The following is a 24,008-nucleotide window of genomic DNA, read 5'->3' as shown; positions in this document are numbered from 1 at the left end:
GGGCTCGCGCCCTGCGAGACCCATGCCGTCCCGCGTCACAGAGGGCCGATGGAGTGGCCGCCGTCCACGACGAGGGTCGTGCCGGTCATGTGCGCGCCGGCTTCGGAGACGAGAAGCAGGAGAGGGCCGGTGAGGTCCCCGGGCTGGCCAAGGCGGCGCTGGGGGATGCGGCGGATCATCCCCTGTCCCGCGTCGGAGGCGAAGTAGTCCGCGTTGATGTCGGTCGCGACGTAGCCCGGCGCGAGGGCATTCACGCGGATGCGGTGGCGCGCGAGTTCCACGGCCATCTGGCGCGTGAGGTGGATCAGCCCGGCCTTCGACGCCGTGTAGCCGGCGACGCCGGGGATGATCCGCTCGCCGAGGATCGAGGCGACGTTGACGATGGCGCCGGGAAGGCCCGCGGCGACGAGGCGGCGCGCGCCTTCCGTCGCGACGAGGAACGGGCCGCGGAGGTTGGCGGAGAGGACGGCGTCCCAGTCCTCGGGCGATTGGTTCAGCAACGGCTTCGTGACGGCGATGCCGGCGCCATTGACGAGGATATCGGCGGGACCGCCCAGGCCGGTCTCGGCCGCGTCGTAGCCGGCGTGGATGGAATCCGGGTCGGTCAGGTCCATCGCGACGGCGGTGGCACCGTCGCCCAGTGCCCCGCGAGTTCCGCCATGCGGTCGAGGCGACGCGCGGCGAGGGCCACGCGCGCGCCGGCCGCGTGCAGCACGTGCGCGAAGTGGGCGCCGAGCGCGCCGGAGGCGCCGACGACGAGGGCGCGGTGTCCCGTGAGGTCGAAGAGGGCGTGCGCGGTCACGCGACGGGTTCGAGGCGGTCGGGCAGGCGTGGCGCGGCGTCCAGCAGTGCACGGGTGTAGTCGTGCGACGGCGCGTCGAGGACGGTGTCGCGCGGGCCCTCCTCGACGATACGGCCGTGCTGCATGACGACGATGCGATCGGCGATCTCCTCGACCACCGCGAGGTCGTGGGTGACGAAGAGGCAGGCGAAGCCGCGGCGGCGCTGTTCTTCCCGCAGCAGGGTCAGGACCTGCTTGCGGACGGTGGCGTCGAGGGCGCTGACGGCCTCGTCCGCCACGACGAAGGCGGGGTCGCGAACCAAGGCGCGGGCGATGGCGACGCGCTGGCGCTGGCCGCCGGAGAGGGCGTGCGGGAAGCGGCCGCCGAGGCCGGAGAGGCCGACTTCGTCGAGCATCGTGTCGGCGCGGCGGAGGCGGTCGCGGGGCGGCAGGTCGCCGGGGAGGCGCAGGGCCTCGGCGACGATGTCGCGGACGCGCATGCGCGGGTCGAGGGAGGAATAGGGGTCCTGGAAGACGATGCCGCAGGCCAGGCGGAAAGGGAGGAGGGCGGGGCCGGTGCGGTGGGTCACGTCCTGCCCGCGGAAGTGGAGCGTTCCGCCGGCGGTGGGCGTCAGGCGCAGCATCGCGCGGCCGAGGGTCGTCTTGCCGGAGCCGGAGCCGCCGACGAGGGCGACGACCTCGCCTGGGTGGACGGCGAGGGAGACGCGGTCCACGGCGTGGTTCGGGGCGGCGCGGCGGAAGAGGGTCCCGCGCCCGGGATAGGTGACGGAGAGGTCGCGCGCCTCGATCAGCGGGGCGTCGGACAGGCGCGGCGGGCGGGGCGGGCCGCGGCGGGGGAGGGCGTCCACGAGGGCGCGGGTATAGGCCTGGCGCGGGGCGCGGAGGAGCGGGACGGCCTCGCCTTCCTCGACGACGCGCCCCGATTGCATGACGACGGCGCGGCCGGCGTAGCGGGCGACGAGGCCGAGGTCGTGGGTGATGAGGAGGACGGAGCTGCCGCGTTCGCGGGCGAGGGAGAGCATGAGGTCCAGGACTTCCCGCTGCGTCAGCGTGTCGAGGGCGGTCGTGGGTTCGTCGGCGATCAGCAGGCGCGGGCGCAGCAGCATGACGGAGGCCAGCATGATCCGCTGGCGCATGCCGCCGGAGAACTCGTGGGGGTAGGCGGAGAGGCGGTGGGCGGGGTCGGCGATGCCCACGCGTTCGAGCATCGCGACCATCGCGTCGCGGCGCTCGGCGCGGGACATACGGGTGTGGAGGGCGAGGCCTTCCTCCATCTGCGCGCCGACGGTGAGGGCCGGGTTGAGCGAGGTCATGGGTTCCTGGAACACCATGCCGATCCCGGGGCCGCGGAGGGCCATTAGGCGGGAGGCGGGAGCGGCGGTCAGGTCCTCGCCCAGCAGCTCGACACGCCCGCCGTCGCGGCGGAGGCCCGGGGGGAGCAGGCCGATGACGGCGCGGGCCGTCGCGCTCTTGCCGGATCCGCTCTCGCCGACGAGGGCGAGGGCCTCGCCGGGGGCGACGGTGAAGGAGACGTCCTCGACCACGCGGCGCGTGCCGGCGCGGATGGAGAGGCGGTCCACCTGCAGCACGGGTGTCACGTGCCGTCCCCCGATCCGTCGCGAGGGTCGAGCAGGTCGCGCAGCGCGTCGCCCAGGAGGTTCGTGCCGAGGAGGCAGGCGGCGATCATGGCGCCCGGCGCAATGGACAGGACCGGTGCCTGTTCCATGAAGGGGCGGCCGGCCGCGAGCATGTTACCCCAGGTCGCGGCGGGCGGGGGGACGCCGAGGCCAAGGAAGGAGAGCGCGCTTTCCGACAGGATGATCCAGCCGAAGAGGGAGGTCGCGAGCACCGTCACGGGCGCCGCGGTGTGCGGAAGGACGTGGCGGAGGAGCGTGTAGGTTTCGGAATTGCCGAGGGCGCGCGAGGCCTCGACGAATTCGCGCTCGCGGATCGAGAGGACGGAGCCGCGGACGACGCGGGCGACGGTCGGCGCATAGGCCAGGCCGAGGGCGAGGACGATGCCCCAGCGGGAGGGGCCGAGAACGGACAGCAGACCGAGGGCGAGGAGGATGCCGGGGAAGGCCAGCAGCGTGTCGTTCAGCGCGCCGAGGATGCGGTCCGTCCAGCCGCGGAGGAAGCCGCCGGCGAGGCCGATCGCGATGCCGAGGGTGAGGGCGACGAGGACGGTCGTGGCGGCGACGGTGAGCGACGTGACGGCGCCGGCCATGAGGCGGGAGGCGATGTCGCGGCCAAACTCGTCGGTGCCGAGGAGGAACTCCTCCCCGGGCGGACGCAGGCGGCGGCGCAGGTTGTTGCGCGTGGGGTCGTAGGGTGTCCAGGCCAGCGCGGTGATCGCGACGCCGATCACCAAGGAGAGGAGCGTGCCGCCGATCAGCAGGTTGGGGCGGAGGAGGCGCCTCACCCGGCCGTAACCCGGGGGTCGAAGACGGGGTAGAGCAGGTCCACGGCGAGGTTCACCAGAACGTAGAGAACGGCGACGAAGAGCATGACGCCCTGCACGACGGGGTAGTCACGGGCGAAGATGGCGTCCACGAGGAGGCGGCCGAGGCCGGGGAGGGTGAAGACGGTCTCGATGACGGCGATGCCGCCGAGCAGGTTGCCGAGGACGAGGCCGATGAGCGTGAGCGTGGGTGCGAAGGCGTTGGGAAAGACGTGGCGGGCGAGGACGCTGCCTTCCGGCACGCCCTTGGCGCGGGCATGCGCGACGTAGTCGAGGCGCAGGACCTCGACGGCGGAGGCGCGGGCCATGCGGATGAGGACGCCGGTCTCGATGAGGGCGAGGGTGGCGATGGGGAGGATGACGTAACGCAGCGCGGCGCCGAAGTCCTCGCTGAACGGGACGTAGCCGACGACGGGTACCCATCCCAGGCGCAGGCCGAAGACCAGCAGGAGGATGAGGCCGAGCCAGAATGAGGGGATGGAGAGCATGAAGGTCGCGAAGGCGACCGCGGCCACGTCGCCGGCGGAGTTCTGGCGCCAGGCGGCGAACATGCCGAGCGGGACGGCGATGAGGGCGGCGAGCGTCACGGCCACGATGACGATCGCGGCGGTGACGCCGAAACGATCGAGGATGAGGGGGCCGACTTCCTCGCCGTTGCCGATGGAGCGGCCGAGGTCGCCGGAGGCGACGCGTTCGAGCCAGATCAGGAACTGCACGGGCAGCGGGCGGTCGAGGCCAAGGGAGGCGCGGAGGTCGGCGACGGCCTCCGGCGTCCCGGCATCGCCCAGCAGCAGTTGCGCCGGGTCGCCCGGGATCATCCGGATCAGGAAGAAGACCGCTGCGGCTACCAGGAAGAGCGTCGGCAGCGCGACGAGGACGCGGCGGAGGACGTAGCCCGCCATTAGCGGGCCAGCCGCACGCCCCAGAGACGCGGCGCGTCCACGGACCAGGAGCGGTAGCCCTGCACGTTCGGCCGCGACGCGCCGTGGGTGACGGAGGAGTAGAGGGCGATCATCGGCACGTCCTCCATGAGGCGGCGGTGCAGGTCGACGAAGGCGGCGCGGCGGCGGTCCGGGTTCGGCTCGCTCATCGTGGCTTCGAGGATCGCCTGGACCTCCGGGCTGTCCCAGAGCTTGCGGGTCTGCGTCGCCTTGGGACCCGTGAACATCTCGTAGGAAAGGGAGGGGTCGAGGCGAGCGGAATAGCCGAAGGACATCATCTGGTAGGTGCCGGCGTTGTAGCGGTCGAGCTGCGTGGCCCATTCCAGGACCTCGATCTCCGCGTTGATGCCGGCTTCCTTCAGCATGTCCTGGGCGACGACGGCGATCTCGTAGAAGGCCTCGTAGCGGCGTGTCGTGATGATCTTCAGGGGCTGGCCGTTGTAGCCGGCCTCGCGCAGCAGGCGGCGCGCGCCGTCCAGGTCGCGGGCGGGGACCTCCAGCATCGCCGGGGTGTTGAAGCCGGAGGCGGGCGGGATGGGGGAGCGGGAGGCGCGGGACTGGCCCTCCGTGACGGCGCGGACGATCTCCGGAACGTCGAGTGCCATTGCGATGGCGCGGCGGATCCGCACGTCCTGCAGCAGCGGGTCGCGCGTCTGGAACAGAATGGCCTGTAGGTCCATCGAGGGGTGGGAGGAGATCGTCATCCCCCGCGCGCGGAGGTCCTGCAGGTCGCGCGTGCGCGCGTCGGGCAGCAGGTCCACGTTGCCGGCGAGCAGCGCGGCGCGGGCGGCGGCCTCGTCGGGGATCAGGACGAAGCGGATCCGTTCGACGGACGCGGTCTTGTTGCCGGCCATGCCGTCGGGATCACCGGGCAGAGCAGCGTAGTCGGGGTTGCGGGTGAGCTCCACGAACTGGCCGCGGCGCCATTCGCCCATGCGGAAGGGGCCGGTGCCGATCGGGGTGCGCCAGGTGCCGTCGGGGTTGAGGCTGTCGCGGTGATAGATGCCGGTCTGGCCGCAATCCGTCCGCGCGAGCGTCGTGAGGAACAGCGCGGAGGGCTTTTCGAGGCGGATGACGACGGTGCGGTCATCCGGCGCCTCGACGGCGGTGACGCGGGTCACGTCGGAATCGAGGTCGGCGCGGCAGCGCCAGTTCACGTCGCGGCGGCGGTAGCGCTCGATCGAGGCGACGACGTCGGCGGCGGTGAGGGGCTGGCCGTTGTGGAAGCGGACGCCCTGCCGCAGCGGGAAGGTGTAGGTGCGGCCATCCTCCGACACGTCGATGCGCTCGGCCAGCATGGGGCCGACCGTGGAGTCGGCGCGCAGCGCGACGAGGCCCTCGACGACGTGCCAGTGCAGGCCGTCGGTGTTGGCGTCGCGGTTGGTGCCGGGCTCGGTGCCCCGGATGTCGGCGTTGAGGCGGACGCGGAGGAGGTCCTGGGCCGTGGCGGGGATCGCGGCGAGGGCCAAGGCGCCCAGCGTTGCAGCGGTGAGGGCAAGGCGGGCGAGCATCGTCGGTCTCCTCCGGGGCGGGAACCACGTTCGGTTCTCCGTTTGCACGGAATACCGGAATGGCGGTAAGGGCAAGGGGCATCATGCCTGCTTCCGCGACGAACCTGCATCACGATCTGGCCCGCGCCGCCCGCGCGCTGTGGCTGGCGGAGGGGGCCTCGGCCGGGACTCCGGTGGCGGAGGCGCCGCTGGCGGCGCGTCTCGCGGTGTCCCGGACCCCGCTGCGGGCGGCGCTTCGGTTGCTGGCGGAGGCGGGGATCACGGAGCGGCGCGGGCGCGCGACGGTCCTGCGCGACCCCGCGCGGCCCCTGCCGGAACCGGACCCCGTGCCGGAGGAGGCGCTGATCGCGACGATCGCACGCGACCATGCCGAGGGCAGGCTGCCGGACCACGTGACGGAGGCCGACGTGATCCGGCGCTACGGCGCGGCGCGCGGGACGGTCTCGCGCGCGTTGTCGCGGCTGCACGCGATGGGCGTCGTCGAGCGGGAACGGGCGCAGGGATGGCGCTTCGCGGAACCGCTGGCCTCGGAGTCCGACCGCGCGGCCGCGCACCGCTTTCGGCTCGTGCTCGAGCCCGCGGCGTTGCTGGAGCCCCGTTATCGGCTCGACCCGGGCTTCGTGCGCGAAATGCGGGCGGCGCATGCCGCCGTGCTGGCGCGGCCCTTCCGGCGCACCGATGCCGTGCCGTTCTTCGAAATGAACGCAGCCTTCCACCTCGGCCTCGCGCGCGGGGCGGGGAACCGGTTCTTCGTCGCGGCGGTGGAACACCAGAACGGGCTCCGGCGGCTGCGGAACTACGGCTGGCGCTTCGACGTGGGGGAGGCGCACCTGACCTGCCGGGAACACCTCGCCGTGCTGGATGCGGTCGAGGACGGGAAGGCGTCGCGCGCGGCGGAGTTGCTGGCGGCACATATCGAGAGGGCAGGGCCGTGACGGTGCCGGCGCAGCGGAGCCTCTGGGCGGAGACGGCGGAACCGGCGCCGGCGCTGACGCCGCCGGAGGGCGCGTCGGAAGCGGAGGTCGCGATCGTCGGCGGGGGCTACACGGGGCTGTCCACTGCGCTGGCGCTCGCGGAGCGCGGCGTCGCGGTGACGGTGCTGGAGGCCGAGGCGCCGGGGGCCGGGGCTTCGGGGGCGAATGGCGGGCAGGTCATCCCGGGGCTGCGTCACTACGTTTCGGACCTCGTGCGCGAGTACGGGGAGGCGACGGGGCGGCGTCTCCACGCGCAAGGGTCGTCGGATGCCGACGTGACCTTCGCGCTGATCCAGCGCCACGGCATCCGCTGCGATGCGGAGCGGACGGGGTGGATCCAGGTCGCGGACAATCCCTCGGCGCTGGAGGAAGGGCGGCAGCGGCACCGGGCCTGGGCGGAGCGCGGGGCGCCGGTGCGGTGGCTATCCGCCGAGGAGGTCCGCGCGATGACGGGCGCCGAAGGGTATCTCGGCGGCTGGCTCGATGAACGCGGGGGGACGGTGCAGCCCCTGTCGCTCGCGCGCGGGCTGGCGCGGGCTGCGATGGCGGCAGGGGCACGGGTGCAGGCGCCGGCGCGCGTCACGGCGATCCGGCCGGATGGGCGGGATTGGCGGCTGGAGACGGCGACGGGGTCGGTCCGCGCGCGACGCGTGCTGATCGCGACGAACGGGCAGGGCGGGTGGCCAGGGCTTCCGACGACCGTCATGCCTGTCTGGTCCTTCCAGACGGCGACGGACCCGCTGTCGCCGGCGACGGACGTGCTGCCGGGGTTGCAGGCCGTGTCCGACACACGGCGCGTGCTGCGGTACTGGCGGCGCGACCGTGACGGGCGGCTGGTGGTGGGCGGCAAGGGGACGATCCGGGCGCCGCGCGGGCCGCGGTCCTTCGGGACGGTGGAGCGGATGAAGGGGCGGCTCTATCCGCCGCTTGCCCATGCGGCGCCGGCCTATTGGTGGGGCGGGCGCGTGTCGGTGACGATGGATCGGCTGCCGCGGCTGTTCGAACTGGCCGAGGGCGTGCACGCGATCATCCAGTGCAACGGCAAGGGCGTGGCCTGGTGCACGGCCTCCGGGCCCATCCTGGCGGAGATGCTGACGGGGGCCGATCCGCGCGACCTCGCCGTGGTGCCGCCGACGCCGCTGCGTCCCATCCCGCTGCATCCCTTCCGCACCGTCTATGCCGCGGTGGGAAGCCTTTACCTTCGGGCGCGCGACGCCCTGGAACGAGCCGCATGAACCACATCCCCAACGCGCCGCAGCCGGAAGAGGGCTTCTGGCTGCCGTTCACCGCGAACCGCGCCTTCCACGATGCGCCCGTGCTGTTCGAGGGCGCGGAGGGCATGCACTACGTCACGCCGGACGGGCGGCGCGTGCTCGACATGATGGCGGGGCTGTGGTGCGTGAATGCAGGCCACGGGAACCCGCGCGTCACTGCGGCGATCCGGGAGGCAGCGGGGAAGCTGGACTTCGTCTCGTCGTTCCGGATGTCGCATCCCCTGGCCTTTGCCTTCGCGCGGCGGCTGCTGGAAGCGGTGCCGGTGATGCACCGGGCCTTTTTCAGCAATTCGGGGTCGGAGGCGGTGGATACGGCGCTGAAGATAGCGCGCGCCTACCACCGGGCGCGGGGCGATGCGGGGCGGGTCAAGTTCATCGGGCGGGCCAAGGCCTATCACGGGGTGGCCTTCGGCGGGCTCTCGGTGGGGGGGATCGGGCGGCACAAGCGGGATTTCGGGCCGCTGCTGCCCGACGTGTACCACCTGCCGCTGCCCTATGATCCGGCTCAGCGCTTCCTGCGCGGGCTGCCGGTGGAGGGCGGGCGCTTCTCGGCGGCGCTGGAGGACCTGCTGGCGGTGCAGGATCCCGCGACGGTCGCGGCGGTGATCGTGGAGCCGGTGACGGGGTCGGGCGGCGTCTATCCGCCGCCTGTCGGCTACCTGGAAGCGCTGCGCGCGACCTGCGACCGGCACGGCATCCTGCTGATCTTCGACGAGGTCATCACAGGCTTCGGGCGGCTCGGTGCCTGCACGGCGGCGCAGGCGCTGGGCGTGACGCCGGACGTCATGACGATGGCCAAGGGGCTGACGAACGGGGCGGTGCCGATGGGGGCCACGCTCGTGACGGAGCGCGTCTGGGACGCCTTCATGACGGGGCCGCGCGGGGCGCCGGAACTGATGCACGGCTACACCTATTCCGCGCATCCGCTGGCCTGCGCGGCGGGGATGGCGGCACTCGACGCCTACGAGGGGGATGGGCTGTTCGCGGCGGGCGCGCGCGTGGCGCCGGCCTTCGCGGAGGCGATGCTGTCCCTGCAAGGTGCGCCGCACGTGACGGATGTCCGGGTGATCGGGCTGCTGGCGGCGGTGGACCTGGTGCCGCGGGACGGGGCGGCGGGCGCGCGCGGGGCGGAGGCGGCGGATCGGTGCCTGGCGGACAGCGTGCTGGTGCGCGCGGCGGGGGACATGCTCGTGCTGTCGCCGCCGCTGATCGTGACGGACTCGCAGGTCGCGCAGACGGCGGAGGTCATCCGACGGGCGCTGGCGGAGACGGCCTGACCGCCGACGGCCGAAGCCGTCCGGAACGTCGCTGCGGGCTGTTGCATCGGCTCACCGTCCCCCGGCATCTTTCCAGTCCCGGTCGGCTTTCCGCGAAAGCCCGTCTTGGCAGCGCGACGAACGCGATCTAGGGGAGGCGAATCACGGGTCCGGAACGGGGGATGTTCCGAGCGGCCCATCGAGGAGGTCACGCAGTCCCATGTCGAAGCGCTTTCTGACGCAGGTCATCCAGGAGAACTCCGAGCTGAAGGGCGTGGCCGCTGGCCGCCTCGCCTCCGGCATCGTCGAGGCCATCAAGAAGGAGATCATCTCGACCGGCCGCTTCTCCCTGCCGGAGTTCGGGTCCTTCGCCGTCCGCGAGACGCCGAAGCGCACCGCGATGAACCCGAAGACGGGTGAGAAGGTGCAGGTCAAGGCCGGCGCCACGGTGAAGTTCAAGGCCAGCCCGTCCCTGAAGGAAGCGGCCTTCAAGGGCGTGAAGAAGGCGGCCCGGGCGAAGGCCAAGGGCTGAACGGGTTGCGGGGCGCGTGACACCGGGTTCCGGCGCGCGCCTCGCCCCTGACCTCGCCGAGCGGCTCGCGGGCATCGCCCTCGGGCACGTCCGGCGGGAGTATCCGCACAAGCCGGGCTGGGTGTTCTCCGGGCCGGAGGACGTGCGGACGCCGCGGGAGGCGCATCCGGCCTTCCACGGCTCCTTCGACTGGCATTCCTGCGTTCACGGCTACTGGATGCTGGCGCGGCTGCTGCGGCGGGCGCCGGCCATGCCTTGCGCGGTGGCGGTCCGGGCGCTGTTCGCGGAGACGCTGACGCCCGACCGTATCGGCGGCGAGGTCCACACCTTCTCCCGTCCCGGCGCGCGAGGGTTCGAGCGGCCCTATGGCTGGGCCTGGCTGCTGGCGCTGGCGGCGGAACTGCGCGGGGTGGATGACGATGCCGCGGCCGCGTTGCGGCCGCTGGCCGACCTGATCGCGGGGCGCTTCCGGGACTTCCTGCCGCTCGCGACCTATCCGGTGCGGGCGGGCACGCATGGGAATACCGCCTTCGTGCTGCGTCTCGCGGCGGATTACGCCGAGGCGGTGGGTGATGCCGGACAATTCGATGCCTTCGTGGCGGCAGCGCGCCGGCTCTATGCGGGCGACGAGGCCTGCCCGGCCTGGGGCGAGCCCGATGGCGACGCTTTCCTCTCGCCGGCGCTGATCGAGGCGGAGTGCATGCGGCGGCTGCTGCCGGCCGATGCCTTCCTGCCGTGGTTCGACCGCTTCCTGCCAGAGGTCGGGTCGGGGCGGCCGGAGGTGCTGTTCCGGCCCGTGCGCGTGTCGGATCGGAGCGATGGGAAGATCGCGCACCTCGATGGGCTGAACCTGTCGCGCGCGTGGTGCTGGCGGGCGCTCGCGGCGGCGTTGCCGGAGACGGATCCGCGGCGCGCGGCGATGTTGTCGGCGGCGGAGGCGCATCTCGCCGCGTCGCTGTCCCATGTCGCGGGGGAATACATGGGCGAGCATTGGCTCGCGACCTTCGCGGTGCTCGCGCTGGAGGCCTGACGCCGCTAGTCAGGTTCCCGCGGCCAGCCCGTCGCGCTGCGGGTCGGCGCCGCCTTCGAGGACGCCGTCCCACATCGTGATGCCGTGCACGCCAGCGAAGGCATAGGGCACGGGGGAGCGTCGAACCTCGTAGCCCATCCCGGCCAGTTCGCGCTCGACGGCACGCGGGACACGATTGGAGATGTCGATCGCGTCGGAGGTCGCGGAGAAGCGGGGGGCGGAGATCGCTTCCTGCACGCCCATGCCCCAGTCCAGCATGTTCAGCAGCACCTGCGCGATCGCGACGGTGATCCAGGCGCCGCCCGGCGCGCCGAGGGTCGCGACGGGCTGCGCGCCGTCCAGCACGATGGTCGGGGACATGGTGGAGAAGCGGCGCTTGCCCGGGCCGATGGAGGCGGCGCGGCCGGGTCGCGGGTCGTAGGAGTTCATCCCGCCATTCAGCATCGTGCCCGTGCCGGGCGGGATGACGCCGGAGGGCAGGCCGAGCGTGTGGGTGAGGGAGACGACCATCCCGTCCGCATCGACGCAGGAGACGGTCGTCGTTTCCTTCGCTTCGGCGTTCGCATGAGGGCCGACGCGAGGGAGGGGGATGCGCTCGCCGGCACGGATGGCGGCGGCGCGTTCGTCCGCATAGGCGTCGGAGAGGAGGTGGTCGAGCGGCGTCGTCACGAAGCGCGGGTCGCCGACGTGGCGATCCTTGTCGCGGCCCGCGACCTTCATCGCCTCGGCGACCGTCGCGACGTAGGCCGCGGTGTTGTGGCCGAGCGCGGTGAGGTCGAAGCGCGAGAGGATGCGGAGGATCTGCGCGATCATGATCCCGCCGGCGGGCGGCGGGGGCGTAGCGATGGTGAAGCCGCGGTAGTCCAGGCGGATCGGGGTGCGTTCCTCGGCGCGGTATCCCGCGAGGTCGGCGGCGGTGAGGAGGCCGCCACCGCGCTCGATCTCCGCGACGATGCGGCGGGCCAGTTCGCCGGTGTAGAGGGTGTCCGCGCCCTCCGTGGCGACGAGGCGGAGGGTCGCGGCGAGGTCGGGGTTATGGACGCGCTCGCCCAGGCGCTTCGGGGCGCCATCGGGGCGGACGTAGAGGCGCTTGCCGTCCTCGGTGAAGGAGAGTTTCGCGAGGTAGGGCAGGCGGCCATAGGCGGCCTCGTCCAGCGCGAACATCGCCGCGACGTGGGGGCGGACGGTCCAGCCGCCATCGGCGTGGCCGATCGCGGGGTCGAGGAGCGAGGCCCAGGGGCGGCGGCCCCAGCGGGCGTGGGCGTCGCCGAGGATGCGGAGGACGCCCGGCGCGGTGACCGCCTCGTGGCCCAGTTCGTTGGCGTGGCCGCGGATGACGTGGCCGAAGCCATCGGGGCATTCGCGGAGGAAGTCGGCGGCCCACATGTCCTCCCGCGCCGCGGCGGGGGAGACGGAGAGGCCGTCGAGGACGGTCTGCTTGCCGGTGCGCGGGTCGTGCACGTGCAGCACGCCGAGGCCGCCGAGGCCGCACATCATGGGATCCACGACGCCCTGGGTCAGCGCGCAGGCGATGACCGCGTCCAGCGCGTTGCCCCCGGCGCGGAGGACGTCCGTGCCGGCCTCCACCGCCTCGGGCTGCGGGGCGGTGATCATGGCGGCGGGGGCGGGGAGGCGGCGGGGCGGGCGGGGCATCGGGCTACTCGACCTTCAGGTTCGTGCGGCGGATGAAGGCGCCCCAGTTCGCGCTGTCCGTCTCGACGGCGCGGCGGACTTCCGCGGCGGTGGCGGTCATGGGTTCCAGCGCCTGTTCGCGCAGGCGGCGCGCGGCGTCGGGGTTCATGACGGTGGCGCGCACCGCGGCGTTCAGGCGCTCCGTCACGGCGTCCGGCATCCCGGCGGGGCCGACGAGGGCGTACCAGCCGGGCATGGCGAGACTCTCAAAGCCGGTTTCGCGCAGCGCCGGGACGTCGGGCATCGTCGCGACGCGGCCGCTGTTCATCACGGCGAGCGGGACCAGGGCGCCTGTGCCGATATGTGGGATGACGGTCTGCAAGGGGATCACCATGCAGTCGGTTTGGGCCGTCAGGACGCTCGTCACGGCGGGGGTGGAGCCGGTGAACGGGACGTGCGTCATCCGCACGCCCGCCGTGCCCGTGATCATCTCCATTGCCAAGTGCGTGGAGTTGCCGATGCCGACGCTGGCGTAGGTCAGGCGCTCGGGCTGGGCACGGGCGCGGTCCATGAGGTCGGCGAGGGTGCCGACGCCGAGGCGCGGGTTCGCGACGAGGACGAGGACCGTGTCGACGACCGGCGCGACGTAGGTGAAGTCGCGGAACGGGTCGTAGGGCAGGTTGGAGTAGAGGCTCGGGTTGAAGGCGAAGAGGGAGACGCCGCCAAGCAGCACGGCCGTGCCGTCGTTGCGGGAGGCCTTCAGGGCGTTGACCGCGATGGTGCCGTTGGCGCCGCCCCTGTTCTCCACAACGACCGCCTGGCCGAGTTCGCGGCCCATGCCGTCGGCCAGGATGCGGGCGATGAAATCAGCGGCGCCGCCCGGGGGTTGCGGGACGATGAGGCGCAGTGGGCCGCGGGCGTCCTGCGCCGGCGCGGGGAGCGGCAGGGCCGTCAGGGCCAGCATTCCTGCCATGCGTCGCGTGATGACCGGCATCGTTCCCCTCGCTCCCCCCCCGCGGCACGATGCGCCGGGGCCGGCGGCAGCGGAAGCCGGGGGGCTTTGACCTTTCCCCGGGGCAAGCACCCATATCCCCCCGCATGGACACGATCCCGTCCCGCACCGCCCCCCTGAGCTTCCCCGTGGAGGGGATGACGTGCGCTTCCTGCGTCGGGCGCGTGGAGCGGGCACTGGCCAAGGTGCCGGGGGTGGCGGAAGCGTCGGTGAACCTCGCGACGAACCGCGCGACGGTCACGGGTAGCGCCGGTCTCGCCGCGCTGCGGGCGGCGGTGGAGCGCGCTGGGTACACGGTGCCGGAGCCGCCCGGTCCGCCGCCCCACCATCACGGGGCCGACGCCGCCGCGGCGGATCCCCACGCCCGGCCCGCCGCCCCCGCGGAAGAGGCCGGGCTCAAGCGTGACGCCGGCATCGCCCTTGTGCTGGCCGCGCCGCTTCTGCTGATCGAGATGGGCGGGCACCTGTTTCCCGCGGTCCACCACGCGGTGGGCGCCACGATCGGCGACGCGGCCTGGCGCTGGGTGCAGGCCGTGCTGGCGACGGCGGCGCTGTTCGGGCCGGGCTGGCGCTTCCACCGGATCGGCTGGCCCGCCCTGTTGCGGGCGGCGCCGGAGATGAACTCGCTCGTCGCGATCGGGACGGCGGCGGGCTGGGGCTGGTCGGTCGTGGTGTTGCTGGCGCCGTCGCTCGTGCCGGAGGGGGCCGGTACGTCTATTTCGAGGCGGCGGCGGCGTCATCATGGCGCTCGTGCTGGTCGGCCGTTGGCTGGAGGCGCGGGCGCGCGGGCAGGCCTCCGCCGCGATCCGGCGCCTGATGGAACTCGCGCCGCCGGTGGCGCGGGTGGAGCGGGATGGCGCGGAGGTGGAGGTGCCGGCGGCGGAACTCCGTATCGGCGACGTTCTGGTGATCCGGCCGGGGGAGCGGATTCCGACGGATGGGGCGGTGCTGGACGGTTCCTCGGCCGTGAACGAGAGCATGGTGACGGGCGAGCCGATGCCGGTGGAAAAGGCGGCGGGCGCGCCAGTCACGGGCGGCACGGTGAACGGGACGGGGGCGCTGCGGGTGCGCGCGACGGCGGTCGGGGCGGATACCACGCTCGCGCGGATCGCGCGGATGGTGGAGGACGCGCAGGCGTCCAAGTTGCCGATCCAGGCGTTGGTGGACCGGGTGACGATGTGGTTCGTGCCGGTGGTGATGGGGCTGGCCGCGTCGACCTTCGTCGGCTGGATCGTCGCGGGCGGGGGCGTGGCGACGGCGCTGACGGCCTCCGTCGCGGTGCTGATCATCGCCTGCCCCTGCGCCATGGGGCTTGCGACGCCGGTGTCCATCATGGTCGGCACGGGGCGGGCGGCGGAGCTCGGCGTGCTATTCCGGCGCGGCGCGGCTCTGCAGAAGATGGGCGGCGCGGCGGTGATCGCGGTGGACAAGACGGGGACGCTGACGGAGGGCCACCCGGCACTCACCGCGGTGGTTCCCGCGGCGGGGATGACCGAGGCCGAGATCCTTCCGCTCGTCGCGGCGGCGGAGGCGCTGTCGGAGCATCCGATCGCCCGCGCGATCCGGGACGGCGCGGCGGCTCGGGGTCTGGCCGTGCCGGCCGCGGAAACCTTCGAGGCGGTCGTGGGAGGCGGTGTCCGCGCGACCGTGCGGGACGCGGGGGCGCGGGGCGGCGCGTGGAGGTCGGGGCGGACCGGTTCATGGGCTCGCTCGGACTGGATGTCGCACCCTTCGCGGCGGAGGCGTCGCGGCTGGCGGAGGAGGGACGGACGCCGCTCTACGCCGCGCTGGATGGGCGGCTTGCGGCGCTGCTGGCCGTCTCCGACCCGGTGCGGGCGACCACGCCGCGGGCCGTGAAGGCGCTGCGCGGGATGGGGCTGACGGTCGCGATGGTGACCGGAGACCACCGCCGGACGGCGGAGGCGATCGCGCGGCCGCTCGGGATCGAGGAGGTCGTCGCGGAGGTTCGGCCCGAGGGAAAGGTGGAGGCGGTGCGGCGGCTGAAGGAAGGTGGCCGTGCCGTCGCCTTCGTCGGCGACGGGATCAACGACGCGCCGGCGCTGGCGGCTGCGGATGTCGGCGTCGCACTGGGTTCGGGCACGGACATCGCGATCGAGAGCGCGGAGGTTGTGCTGATGCGCGGAGACCTGACGGGCGTCGCGACGGCGGTGGCGCTGTCGCGCGCGACGCTGCGGAACATCCGGCAGAATCTCGGCTGGGCCTTCGGATACAACGCGCTGCTCATCCCCGTCGCGGCGTTCGGGCTGCTGTCGCCGATGCTGGCGGCCGCGGCGATGGGGCTCTCCTCCGTGTGTGTCGTCGGGAACGCGCTGCGTCTTCGGCGGGCGGGGGCGGTGGCGTGACGATCGGGGAAGCCGCGCGGGTCGCCGGCGTCTCGGCCAAGGCGATCCGGACCTGGGAACGGTCCGGGCTGCTGCCCGGGGCAGCGCGCGCGGGGAACGGGTACCGGCGCTACGACGGGTCTGACCTCGCGACGATCCGCTTCATCGCGCGGGCGCGGTCGCTCGGCTTCGGGGTGGAGCGGATCCGCGGGCTGCTCGCGCTTTGGCAGGACCGGGGCCGGCCGAGCGCGGAGGTGAAAAGTCTGGCGGCGGCGCAGGTCGAGGAGTTGGATGCGCAGGCCGACGCGCTGCGGGCGATGGCGAATTCGCTGCGGCACCTTGCCGCGCATTGCCAGGGTGATGCGCGGCCGGATTGTCCCATCCTGGAGGAACTGGCCCGTTCGGCATCCTGACGCGCGGCGCCGTCGGCGCCGCGATGTCGGATGTGTCCGGCGGTCGCGCCCTGGCGGTGGCCGGCGTCGGTCTGCACGCCCCGCGGCAGCGGCCTGCGCCGGGTCCGATCCGCGCGGCGCGCCGTCAGCCAGTGCGACCCATGCGGGCGCGCGTCCTTCTGCTCCGCGGGATCGGGTTGTCGGACCTCCGGTGCGGGGAACCGGGCTGACATCCGCCTGCCGCCTGGTCGGCGCGGGCGACTGGGTTTCATGACCGGCACGACTCGCTTTCGTATCGTGCAGGGTGGTCCGGGGGTCAGAAGAGTTCCAGGCCAGGATCGGATGCCGCCGTGCCGCCGCGCCCCGATAGCCGCGCGGCCTGTGCTGCCAGCGGCAAGGCACTGATCGCGCACGACACGTCGAGCGTGACATCCGCTGGTGCGGATCGGGCGAGCGATTCAAGGCAGACGCGGAGCCCAGCCACGTGCTGCTCCAGCGCGTCGAGCGCCTGGGCATCGCGGAGCAGGTCGGGCATCTCGAGGCCGGCGGGCCCGTCGAGCGACCGCGACAGGGCCGCAGCCGCGCGGGCTGCGAAGTCGGAGAGAAGGCCTGCTTCGGCCGCGAGGGCGCCGAGGACCTGCGTGAGGGGCAGGGTCGCCATCACGCGGTCTCCGGCAGGCGGGCGCGGCAGAGGTCGAGGATGTCTCGGGCGATGGCGTTGAGCGGGCGCAGGCGTTCCGCCGCGCCGATTTCCCAGGCGACGCGCGGCATGCCGTGGACGACGCTCGTCGCCTCGTCCTGCGCGAGGGTGCGCGCGCCGGCGCGACGCATCGCGAGCAGCCCCGCCGCCCCGTCCTTGCCCATGCCGGTGAGGATGACGCCGATGCCGCGCGCCCCGGCGGCCCGTGCGGCGGATTGGAGCATGACGTCCACGCTGGGGCGGTGGCCGTTCACGGGCGGGCCCTCGACGGTGCGGCAGCGCCAGTCGCGGCTGCCCGTGACCTCCAGGTGATACCCGCCGCCGGCGACGTAGACCTGGCCTGGGCGGATCGGCAGCCCGTCTTCCGCCGACAGGACGGTCATGGCGCAGTGGCGGTTCAGCCGCGCTGCGAAGGCGGAGAGGAAGTTCGCGGGCATGTGCTGCGTGACGATGACGGGCGGCGCGTCGGCCGGGAGAGCGCCGAGCACGACGTGCAACGCTTCCACTCCGCCCGTGGAAGCGCCGATCGCGATGAGACGGCGTTCGCTGCCGAAGGGACCGGGCACGGGTGCCGGCGGCGCCCAGCGCTGTCCGACGCGGGCGCCGGCGGCGGCGCGGACCCGCGCCGGAAGATCCGCGAAGCCGCGGCCGCTGGAATCGGGTTTGGCAACGCAGTCCACCGCACCGATGGCCAGGGCCTGCACCGTCGCCTCCGCCCCGGCCTGGGTGAGGGATGACACCATCACCACGGGCATCGGTCGCAGGCGCATGATGCGCTCCAGGAAATCGAGGCCGTTCATCCCGGGCATCTCGACATCGAGCGTCACGACGTGGGGATCGTGCGCCTTGATCGCGGCGCGTGCCTCGAAGGGATCGGCGGCCTCGGCGACGACCTGAAGGTCCGGATCGCGGCGCAGCGTCGCGGCGATGAGAGCACGCATCGTCGCACTATCGTCCACGACGACGACGCGGATGGCGGTCATGGAGTCCCCCCGGCCAGTCGGTAGCTCGTCAGGCCGGAGCTGCGCCAGCGCGCGGCGGCGGGGCCGACGACGCGTTCCGAATGGCCGATGAAGAGCCAGGCGCCGGGCGTTGCGACCTCGGCGAAGCGCGACCAGAGCCGTGCCTGCGTCGGTTCATCGAAGTAGATCGCGACGTTGCGGCAGAGGATCGCGGCGTAGCGCTGGCGCAGCGGCCAGCTCGACGCGTTCAGGTTGAGTTCGCGGAAGGCGACGAGGTCGCGCAGCGCTGGGCGGGCGCGGAGCTGGCCCGGGCCCGCCGGCTCGAAGAAACGGGTGCGGAGGTGGGGGGCGACGGGGGCGAGCGCGTCCTCGGAATAGGTCGCCTTCCGCGCCGTCTCCAGCACCACCGGGTCAATGTCGGTGGCGAGGATGCGGAGGTCGTGGTTGGCCGCGTCGGGCATGGCCTCGAGGACCGAGAGGGCGAGGGTATAGGGTTCCTCCCCTGTCGAGCAGCCGGCCGACCAGAGGCGCACCCGCTGGCCGCGCCGCGCCGCCTCGGCGAGCGGGGGGAGGACGTCCCGCACGATCTGCTCGAAATGGTGCGGTTCGCGGAGGAAGCGCGTGACGTTCGTCGTGAGGGACGCGAGCATCTCTCGCCGCTCGGCGCCGCCGGGATCGCGCTCCAGAAGCGTGCAGTAGGAGGAGAAATCGGGTAGGCCGAGGCTGCGCAGGCGCTTCGCAAGCCGCGAATAGACCAGCGCGGCCTTCCCTTCGGTCAATGCGATCCCCGCATCGGCGCGCAGCATCGCCGCGATGCGGTCGAAGTCGCGCGGCGTGAAGGCGTATTCCCCGGCGACGAGGGCCGGCGCGGCGGTCATCACGCGGCCTCTGCAACCTTGGGCAGCAGGCGGTCGAGCGCTACGATGCCGACCATCCTGCCTTCCAGCGCGAGCAGCCCGCGGACGAGCGCGCGCACCCCCTCGCTCGCGGCCTCCGGCGTCGGCTGGACCGCTTCCTCCGCCACGGAAAGGATGTCGCTGACGGCGTCCACGAGCAAGCCGATCGTCTGCCCACCGATCCGCGTGACGATCGTGACATGGCGCGCGCCGGGATCGGCGGGCGGGAGGCCGAGGCGGGCGGCGAGGTCGAGGATCGGAAGCACCTGGCCCCGCAGGTTGATGACCCCGCGCACGAAGGGTGGGGAGCCGGGGACGGGGGTCGCGGGCGTCCAGCCCCGGATCTCGCGCACCGACATGACGTCGAGACCGAACTCGCCCTCGCCGACCCGAAAAGTGATGAGCTCGCGGCCTGGATGGTCCGCCTTCTGGTTCTCGGTCATCGTCATGCCTCCATCGGGACGAGTTGCCGCGGCTCCTCCCCCAAGACGGGTGTGAGGCCCCCCGCGGGGGCGCTGGTGGCGAGCGCGTCGGCATCGAGGATCAGCGCGACGCGGCCGTCGCCGAGGATCGTCGCGGCGGAGATCCCCGGGACTGCGCGGTAGTTCGCCTCCAGGCTCTTGATGACGACCTGGCGGCCGCCCTGGATCCGGTCGGCGAGCAGCGCGGCACGCCGGCCGCCCTCCGCCTCGACCAGCAGGACGATGCCCTGGGTGGGGTCCAGCGGCGCGTCCCGGAACCCGAGGGCGCGGCCGACGTCCACGATCGGCACGAAGGCGCCGCGGTTGACGAGCAGCGGGGTTCCCTTGCCGAGGACGCGCAGGTCCGCCGGCTTGGGCTGCAGCGTCTCGAGGATTGCGGAGATCGGCAGGACGAGGGTCTGGCCCGCTGCCTCGATGACCATGCCGTCGAGCACGGCCAGCGTCAGCGGCAGGGAGAGCGTGAAGGTGGAGCCCGCCCCAGGCCGGGACGCGATCGCGATGCGGCCGCCGAGCGCCTGGACGCCGCGCTTCACCACGTCCATCCCGACGCCGCGACCGGAGATGTCCGACACCGTTTCCGCGGTCGAGAAGCCGGGGAGGAAGATGAGGTTGTCCACCTCCTCGTCCGTCAGGGCCGCATCGGGGGGGATGAGGCCACGTTCGACGGCCCGCTGCCGCACGCGAGCCCGGTGGATCCCCGCGCCGTCGTCGGCAACCTCGATGATGATCCGCCCGGAACGATGGCTCGCGGCGAGGCGCAGCGTGCCCTCGGCCGGCTTGCCCGCGCGGAGGCGTTCCTCCGGCGCTTCGAGGCCGTGGTCCACGGCGTTACGGATCATGTGGGTGAGCGGCTCGCCGAGGCGCTCGATGACCGTGCGGTCCACCTCCGTCCCCTCGCCCTCGGTGACCAGGCGGACACGCTTGCCGGTGCGCGAGGCGACTTCCCGCACGAGGCGCGGCATGCGCTGGAAGACGGCGCGGACCGGCTGGGCGCGAATGGCCATGACGCTGTCCTGGAGGTCGCGCGTCAGCCGCTCCAGGTCGTCCAGGCCACCGCGGGTGGCGCCGGCCTCGGACGCGCGCTGGGACAGGGTGGCACCGTGGATCACGAGTTCCCCGACGAGATCCACGAGGCGATCGACGCGGTCCAGGTCCACCCGGATCGTCGCGGAGGACGCGTCCGCGGCCTTGGACGCGCTGTCACCGGTGGCCGCGACCTCGATGGCGGGCCGCGACGGGGCGCGCGACGCTGGTGGTGGAGCATCGGCCGGTGCGACTTGTCCGAGCAGGCGGGCCAGCAGGCCGGAGATGTCGGCGTCGCCTCCCGGTCCCGCAGCCCTGTCTGCGGCCGGTTCCTCGGCGGGCACCTCTGGCGCAATGGCCAGGTCGCAATCGCCCTCGACCCATTCGAAGGCGGCGCGGACTTGGTCCTCCTCGGCGCCGCGCAGGCGGAGCGTCCAGCGCAGGCGCGGCTCCTCCAGGTCGAGGGTATCGAGCGGCCGGACGCCAGCGGCGTCCAGGGTCACGTCGAGCGTGCCGAGGCGCGCAAGCTCGCGAAGGATCAGGCCGGCCTCGTTGCCGCGGGCGTAGAGAGCGGCGTGGGGGCGGAAGTGGACGGTGAGCGCCGGCGTCGGCAGGGCACCCAGCATCAGTGGCACGGGTTGGAAGCCGAGATCGTCGGCGGCATCGGGGACCGGGGCAGGATCAGCGATGGTTCCGGGCAGCTTCGCCCGCAGCGCCGCCGACGCCGCCTCGACCCGTGCCGCGTCGGCCACGCCGCCGTCCCGTGCAGCGGCGACGAGGTCGGAGAGCACGTCGGCGGCGGAGAGCAGCACGCGGATCAGGCCATCGTCCGCCGGCAGCCGGCCGCTGCGGAGTTCGTCCAGCAGCGTCTCGAAGCCATGGGCGAAGGTGACGAGATCGGTCAGGCCGAAGGCGCCGGCGCCGCCCTTGATCGAATGGACGGCGCGGAACACGGCGTGGACGGTATCGCCGTCCGCCTCGCCCACGCCGAGCGCGCCGAGGCCCTGTTCCAGGGCCAGCAAGCCTTCCTCGCATTCGCCGAAGAAGGTGGCGCGGATGTCGGTGACGTCTTCCATCGGCGCCTCAGGCCGCGACGCGCCGGATGGCGGCGGCGAGGGTAGCTGGCTCGAAGGGCTTCACGATCCAGCCGGTGGCGCCTGCGGCGCGGGCGCGCGCCTTCTTCGCAGCGTCGGCCTCCGTCGTCAGGACGAGGATCGGGCGGCCCTGATGCGCCGCGTCGGCGCGGACAGCTTCGATGAAGCCGAAGCCATCGAGGCGAGGCATGTTGATGTCCGTGACGATGACGTCGGGGCCCTCGCCGCGGCCGCATTCGCCGCGGAGGACATCCAGCCCGTCGAGGCCGTCCACGGCCTGCGTCACCGTGAAGCCGTGTCCCGAGAGGGCGATGCGCAGCATGTCCCGCATCGTGCGGCTGTCATCCACGGTGAGGACGCGCAGGCTCATGCCTCACCTCCGAGCAGGTTAGTGGCGCCGAAGATTGCCAGGCCTTCGGCCAGGGCATCGGACGGGTTCGCGAGGCGGAACGGCATCGCGTCGTCGGCCCATGTGCGGCGGGCGGAGAGCAGGACTTCGAGGCAGAGGCCGCCGAGGCGCGTCACCTCGCTTCCATCGAGGGTCAGGACCTCCCCACGACGCGCCAGGAGGGCATCCCGTAGCGGCACCGCCGTCCGGGTATCGAGCACCGCGGGAAGGGAGAAGGGCGGTGGCGTCGCGTCGCTTCGCATGCGAGCGGGTCTCCGATGGGGTCCGCGCAGTCTGGCCGAACTGCGTGAAGGGATTGTTGCCGCGCTGCGCATTGGGCCTGACGGGCACGCCCGATGCGCGAAGAGGCGCGGCCGTTCAGGCGCGCTGGCGCGTTGCGGCCGGGGCAGGCGTCGGAAGCCGCGTGCCCCGATCGGTACCCGTCGTGCGCGGGGCGTGCGGCACGGTGCGACGCGGTTCCGGGTGATGCGACAGGCGGAAGCGCGCCGTCAGTTCCGTCAGGGCCGCGGCCTGGGCGGCCAGCGCCTGCGCCGCCGCACTCGATTCACCCACCATCGCGGCGTTCTGCTGCGTCACGCCGTCCATCTGGCCGATCGCCGCATTGATCTCGGCCATCCCGCGGGCCTGCTCGGCCGTCGCGGTGGAGATCCCGACGACGCCTTGGCTGACCTCGGCGATCTCGTGGACGATACGTCCAAGCGCCTCCCCCGTCTCGCCGACGAGGACGACGCCCGTGGTAACGCTGTCCCGAGCGGCGGCGACGAGCGCCTTGATCTCGCGCGCGGCCTCCGCCGAGCGTTGGGCCAGCGCGCGCACCTCCGTCGCGACGACGGCGAAGCCGCGCCCCGCGTCGCCCGCCCGCGCCGCCTCCACCCCGGCGTTGAGGGCGAGGAGATTCGTCTGGAAGGCGATCTCGTCGATGACGCCGATGATCTGACCGATCTGGAGGGAGCTCCGCTCGATGTCCTGCATCGCCTGGACGGCGCGGCCGACGACTTCCTTCGAGCCTGTCGCGCTTTCCTGCGCGAGGCGTGCGGCGTCGCGCGCCTTGCTCGCGCCCTGCGCGGTGGCCTGGACGGTCGCGGTGATCTCCTCGAGGGCGGCGGCTGTTTCCTGGAGGCTGGCGGCGCCGGTCTCGGTGCGGTGGGACAGTTCCTCCGTCGCCCGCGTGATCTCGGCGACGCCGGTACGCAGCGCGGATGCGCCGTCGCTGATGGCGCGGAGCGCGTCTCCCAGTTGGTCGATTGCGCGGTTGAAGTCCAGGCGAAGTGACTCGTACTCGGGCGCCAGCGGCTCCTGCAGGCGGCAGGCCAGGTCGCCCTCGGCCACGCTGCGCAGGCCGTCGGCAAGGACCCGCACCACCTCGGCCTGTGCGGCAGCGGCCTCGGTGCGACGCGACTCGGCGGAACGGCGCGCGTCCTCCTCACGCGCGGAGGCCGTTGCGGCCTCGGCGCGGAGGTTGGCCGCGTCGCGCGCGGCGTCGCGGAAGGCGAGGAGGGCGCCGCTGATGGTCCCGACCTCGTCGCGACGGTCGGCGTGCGGCACTGGGGTGTCCAGTGCGCCACCCGCGATGGCGACCATGGCACCGGAGATATCCTGCAACGGCCGGGCGATGCTGCGCCGGAGCCACCAGGCCGCGAGGCCCGAGAGCAGGGCGACCATCGCGGCGCCGGCACCCAGGACGGCCGCCGCACGCAGCGTGGCCTGCTGGTGGGCTGCGTCGCGCGCGTCCGCCTCCCGGTCCGCCTGGGCGCCCATCTCCGTCAGGATTGCCCGGATGCGTCCGACGTAGCGTCCGGTGACGAGGCCGAGAACCGCTTGCCGGTTCGCCTGATCGGCGCCGAGGGCCACCTGACGGTCAAGCGATTCGCGCCGCCATTCGGCGATCAGGGCCGAAACCTGCCCCATCCTGTCACGCTGGCCGGGATCGACGGTCAGCGAGAGGTGGCGTGCTTCCCGCGCGGCGCGCGCGGCCTCATCCTCCCGATAGGTCGCGACGAAGGAGGGCGTTCCGGTGAGGAGGTAGCCGCGAACGGCGTTCTGCTGCGTCATGACGGAGAGCAGAATCTCGGCCAGGATCTCCTTCGCCTCGACGGCAACCTGTGCGTCGCGGTTCAGCACTTCGAGGGTGCGGAGCTGCGCGGCCCCGTAGGCGCCGACGCCGGCGACGGTGAGGAAGATCGCGGCAAAGCAAAGCGCGAGTTTGCGGGCGGTCCGGATGTTGGTCAGGCGCATCGGTGGTTCCAAAGGCTGTTGCGTGCAGCCTAGGAGCCGGTGGTGAAG

The 24,008-nt window shown here is 73.1% G+C and carries 23 protein-coding genes and 2 pseudogenes; 9 read left to right on the top strand and 16 right to left on the bottom strand.

Features of this window, described 5'->3' with window-relative positions; genetic code table 11:
- Positions 1–35: 35 nt before the first annotated feature.
- Genes ACE7GA_RS03510 through ACE7GA_RS03485 form a run of 6 tightly spaced genes read right to left on the bottom strand, consistent with a single transcriptional unit; the run spans position 36 to position 5,715 of the window.
- Positions 36–614 carry an SDR family NAD(P)-dependent oxidoreductase gene (locus ACE7GA_RS03510; protein WP_376095694.1) on the bottom strand — a complete coding sequence of 193 codons (579 nt, stop codon included), beginning with the start codon at positions 612–614 and terminating at the stop codon, positions 36–38.
- Complete coding sequence (locus ACE7GA_RS03505) at positions 605–802, bottom strand: hypothetical protein (RefSeq protein WP_376095691.1); 198 nt, start codon at positions 800–802, stop codon at positions 605–607. The genes ACE7GA_RS03510 and ACE7GA_RS03505 overlap by 10 nt, the downstream gene beginning before the upstream one ends.
- Complete coding sequence (locus ACE7GA_RS03500; RefSeq protein WP_376095688.1) at positions 799–2,400, bottom strand: dipeptide ABC transporter ATP-binding protein; 1,602 nt, start codon at positions 2,398–2,400, stop codon at positions 799–801. The genes ACE7GA_RS03505 and ACE7GA_RS03500 overlap by 4 nt, the downstream gene beginning before the upstream one ends.
- Positions 2,397–3,224, bottom strand: coding sequence for an ABC transporter permease (locus ACE7GA_RS03495; RefSeq protein WP_376095685.1), 828 nt, complete (start codon positions 3,222–3,224; stop codon positions 2,397–2,399). The genes ACE7GA_RS03500 and ACE7GA_RS03495 overlap by 4 nt, the downstream gene beginning before the upstream one ends.
- On the bottom strand, positions 3,221–4,165 hold the full coding sequence (locus tag ACE7GA_RS03490; protein WP_376095682.1) for an ABC transporter permease: 945 nt from the start codon (positions 4,163–4,165) through the stop codon (positions 3,221–3,223). The genes ACE7GA_RS03495 and ACE7GA_RS03490 overlap by 4 nt, the downstream gene beginning before the upstream one ends.
- Positions 4,165–5,715 (bottom strand): ABC transporter substrate-binding protein, encoded by a 1,551-nt coding sequence (locus ACE7GA_RS03485; RefSeq protein WP_376095679.1) that lies wholly within the window; start codon positions 5,713–5,715, stop codon positions 4,165–4,167. The genes ACE7GA_RS03490 and ACE7GA_RS03485 overlap by 1 nt, the downstream gene beginning before the upstream one ends.
- Positions 5,716–5,798: 83 nt before the next feature.
- On the opposite strand from ACE7GA_RS03485, the gene ACE7GA_RS03480 reads away from it, so the two are divergent.
- The 5 genes from ACE7GA_RS03480 to ACE7GA_RS03460 all read left to right on the top strand — a co-directional run bounded on the left by ACE7GA_RS03480 (position 5,799) and on the right by ACE7GA_RS03460 (position 10,781).
- Positions 5,799–6,650, top strand: coding sequence for an FCD domain-containing protein (locus tag ACE7GA_RS03480; protein WP_376095676.1), 852 nt, complete (start codon positions 5,799–5,801; stop codon positions 6,648–6,650).
- Positions 6,647–7,924, top strand: coding sequence for an NAD(P)/FAD-dependent oxidoreductase (locus tag ACE7GA_RS03475; RefSeq protein WP_376095673.1), 1,278 nt, complete (start codon positions 6,647–6,649; stop codon positions 7,922–7,924). The genes ACE7GA_RS03480 and ACE7GA_RS03475 overlap by 4 nt, the downstream gene beginning before the upstream one ends.
- Positions 7,921–9,240 (top strand): aminotransferase class III-fold pyridoxal phosphate-dependent enzyme, encoded by a 1,320-nt coding sequence (locus ACE7GA_RS03470; RefSeq protein ID WP_376095670.1) that lies wholly within the window; start codon positions 7,921–7,923, stop codon positions 9,238–9,240. Before ACE7GA_RS03475 ends, ACE7GA_RS03470 begins: the two co-directional genes overlap by 4 nt.
- A 199-nt stretch (positions 9,241–9,439) precedes the next feature.
- Positions 9,440–9,751, top strand: coding sequence for an HU family DNA-binding protein (locus tag ACE7GA_RS03465; protein WP_376095667.1), 312 nt, complete (start codon positions 9,440–9,442; stop codon positions 9,749–9,751).
- Between the two features lie 16 nt (positions 9,752–9,767).
- Entirely contained in the window at positions 9,768–10,781 is a 1,014-nt protein-coding gene (locus ACE7GA_RS03460) for a DUF2891 domain-containing protein (RefSeq protein ID WP_376095664.1), read from the top strand.
- A 9-nt stretch (positions 10,782–10,790) separates the two neighbouring features.
- On the opposite strand, the gene ggt is transcribed toward ACE7GA_RS03460, so the two are convergent.
- Positions 10,791–12,434: a gamma-glutamyltransferase gene (ggt, locus tag ACE7GA_RS03455; protein ID WP_376095661.1), complete on the bottom strand. Its 1,644-nt coding sequence runs from the start codon at positions 12,432–12,434 to the stop codon at positions 10,791–10,793.
- A 4-nt stretch (positions 12,435–12,438) separates the two neighbouring features.
- Positions 12,439–13,386 (bottom strand): Bug family tripartite tricarboxylate transporter substrate binding protein, encoded by a 948-nt coding sequence (locus ACE7GA_RS03450; protein WP_376095658.1) that lies wholly within the window; start codon positions 13,384–13,386, stop codon positions 12,439–12,441.
- 50 nt (positions 13,387–13,436) lie between these two features.
- Between ACE7GA_RS03450 and ACE7GA_RS03445 the strand changes: the two are divergent.
- The 4 genes and pseudogenes from ACE7GA_RS03445 to ACE7GA_RS03430 form a co-directional block, all read left to right on the top strand.
- Positions 13,437–13,709 (top strand): annotated as a pseudogene (locus ACE7GA_RS03445) (heavy-metal-associated domain-containing protein); the annotation flags it as partial.
- 457 nt (positions 13,710–14,166) lie between these two features.
- Positions 14,167–15,027, top strand: a pseudogene (locus tag ACE7GA_RS03440) (HAD-IC family P-type ATPase); the annotation flags it as partial.
- Positions 15,028–15,125: 98 nt separating this feature from the next.
- Positions 15,126–15,788, top strand: coding sequence for an HAD-IC family P-type ATPase (locus ACE7GA_RS03435; RefSeq protein WP_376100077.1), 663 nt, complete (start codon positions 15,126–15,128; stop codon positions 15,786–15,788).
- Positions 15,785–16,180, top strand: a complete 396-nt coding sequence (locus ACE7GA_RS03430) for a MerR family DNA-binding protein (protein WP_376095655.1) — start codon at positions 15,785–15,787, stop codon at positions 16,178–16,180. The genes ACE7GA_RS03435 and ACE7GA_RS03430 overlap by 4 nt, the downstream gene beginning before the upstream one ends.
- A gap of 295 nt (positions 16,181–16,475) precedes the next feature.
- Here ACE7GA_RS03430 and ACE7GA_RS03425 read toward each other — a convergent pair whose 3' ends face one another.
- The 8 genes from ACE7GA_RS03425 to ACE7GA_RS03390 form a co-directional block, all read right to left on the bottom strand.
- Positions 16,476–16,820: a hypothetical protein gene (locus ACE7GA_RS03425; RefSeq protein ID WP_376095652.1), complete on the bottom strand. Its 345-nt coding sequence runs from the start codon at positions 16,818–16,820 to the stop codon at positions 16,476–16,478.
- Positions 16,820–17,842: a chemotaxis response regulator protein-glutamate methylesterase gene (locus ACE7GA_RS03420; RefSeq protein WP_376095649.1), complete on the bottom strand. Its 1,023-nt coding sequence runs from the start codon at positions 17,840–17,842 to the stop codon at positions 16,820–16,822. The genes ACE7GA_RS03425 and ACE7GA_RS03420 overlap by 1 nt, the downstream gene beginning before the upstream one ends.
- Positions 17,839–18,699 carry a protein-glutamate O-methyltransferase gene (locus ACE7GA_RS03415; RefSeq protein WP_376095646.1) on the bottom strand — a complete coding sequence of 287 codons (861 nt, stop codon included), beginning with the start codon at positions 18,697–18,699 and terminating at the stop codon, positions 17,839–17,841. Before ACE7GA_RS03415 ends, ACE7GA_RS03420 begins: the two co-directional genes overlap by 4 nt.
- A complete protein-coding gene (locus ACE7GA_RS03410; protein ID WP_376095643.1) occupies positions 18,699–19,160 on the bottom strand; it encodes a chemotaxis protein CheW in 462 nt (153 codons plus the stop codon). Before ACE7GA_RS03410 ends, ACE7GA_RS03415 begins: the two co-directional genes overlap by 1 nt.
- 2 nt (positions 19,161–19,162) lie before the next feature.
- Entirely contained in the window at positions 19,163–21,298 is a 2,136-nt protein-coding gene (locus ACE7GA_RS03405) for a chemotaxis protein CheA (protein ID WP_376095640.1), read from the bottom strand.
- 7 nt (positions 21,299–21,305) lie between these two features.
- Positions 21,306–21,686, bottom strand: a complete 381-nt coding sequence (locus ACE7GA_RS03400) for a response regulator (protein WP_376095637.1) — start codon at positions 21,684–21,686, stop codon at positions 21,306–21,308.
- Complete coding sequence (locus ACE7GA_RS03395) at positions 21,683–21,967, bottom strand: STAS domain-containing protein (protein WP_376095634.1); 285 nt, start codon at positions 21,965–21,967, stop codon at positions 21,683–21,685. The genes ACE7GA_RS03400 and ACE7GA_RS03395 overlap by 4 nt, the downstream gene beginning before the upstream one ends.
- 115 nt (positions 21,968–22,082) lie before the next feature.
- A complete protein-coding gene (locus ACE7GA_RS03390) occupies positions 22,083–23,960 on the bottom strand; it encodes a methyl-accepting chemotaxis protein (RefSeq protein ID WP_376095631.1) in 1,878 nt (625 codons plus the stop codon).
- Positions 23,961–24,008 lie beyond the last annotated feature (48 nt).

This window comes from Roseomonas sp. CCTCC AB2023176 (assembly GCF_042259275.1).
Taxonomy (GTDB): domain Bacteria; phylum Pseudomonadota; class Alphaproteobacteria; order Acetobacterales; family Acetobacteraceae; genus Roseomonas.
This window is presented reverse-complemented; position numbering and strand designations above follow the sequence as displayed.

Bases quoted from the DNA above. Each gene is read 5' to 3' on its own strand.
- ACE7GA_RS03510 (WP_376095694.1), bottom strand. From the start codon at position 614: ATGGACCTGACCGACCCGGATTCCATCCACGCCGGCTACGACGCGGCC.
- ACE7GA_RS03490 (WP_376095682.1), bottom strand. From the start codon at position 4,165: ATGGCGGGCTACGTCCTCCGCCGCGTCCTCGTCGCGCTGCCGACGCTC.
- ACE7GA_RS03485 (WP_376095679.1), bottom strand. From the start codon at position 5,715: ATGCTCGCCCGCCTTGCCCTCACCGCTGCAACGCTGGGCGCCTTGGCC.
- ACE7GA_RS03480 (WP_376095676.1), top strand. From the start codon at position 5,799: ATGCCTGCTTCCGCGACGAACCTGCATCACGATCTGGCCCGCGCCGCC.
- ACE7GA_RS03470 (WP_376095670.1), top strand. From the start codon at position 7,921: ATGAACCACATCCCCAACGCGCCGCAGCCGGAAGAGGGCTTCTGGCTG.
- ACE7GA_RS03465 (WP_376095667.1), top strand. From the start codon at position 9,440: ATGTCGAAGCGCTTTCTGACGCAGGTCATCCAGGAGAACTCCGAGCTG.
- ggt (WP_376095661.1), bottom strand. From the start codon at position 12,434: ATGCCCCGCCCGCCCCGCCGCCTCCCCGCCCCCGCCGCCATGATCACC.
- ACE7GA_RS03450 (WP_376095658.1), bottom strand. From the start codon at position 13,386: ATGGCAGGAATGCTGGCCCTGACGGCCCTGCCGCTCCCCGCGCCGGCG.
- ACE7GA_RS03435 (WP_376100077.1), top strand. From the start codon at position 15,126: ATGGGCTCGCTCGGACTGGATGTCGCACCCTTCGCGGCGGAGGCGTCG.
- ACE7GA_RS03425 (WP_376095652.1), bottom strand. From the start codon at position 16,820: ATGGCGACCCTGCCCCTCACGCAGGTCCTCGGCGCCCTCGCGGCCGAA.
- ACE7GA_RS03420 (WP_376095649.1), bottom strand. From the start codon at position 17,842: ATGACCGCCATCCGCGTCGTCGTCGTGGACGATAGTGCGACGATGCGT.
- ACE7GA_RS03415 (WP_376095646.1), bottom strand. From the start codon at position 18,699: ATGACCGCCGCGCCGGCCCTCGTCGCCGGGGAATACGCCTTCACGCCG.
- ACE7GA_RS03410 (WP_376095643.1), bottom strand. From the start codon at position 19,160: ATGACCGAGAACCAGAAGGCGGACCATCCAGGCCGCGAGCTCATCACT.
- ACE7GA_RS03405 (WP_376095640.1), bottom strand. From the start codon at position 21,298: ATGGAAGACGTCACCGACATCCGCGCCACCTTCTTCGGCGAATGCGAG.
- ACE7GA_RS03400 (WP_376095637.1), bottom strand. From the start codon at position 21,686: ATGAGCCTGCGCGTCCTCACCGTGGATGACAGCCGCACGATGCGGGAC.
- ACE7GA_RS03395 (WP_376095634.1), bottom strand. From the start codon at position 21,967: ATGCGAAGCGACGCGACGCCACCGCCCTTCTCCCTTCCCGCGGTGCTC.
- ACE7GA_RS03390 (WP_376095631.1), bottom strand. From the start codon at position 23,960: ATGCGCCTGACCAACATCCGGACCGCCCGCAAACTCGCGCTTTGCTTT.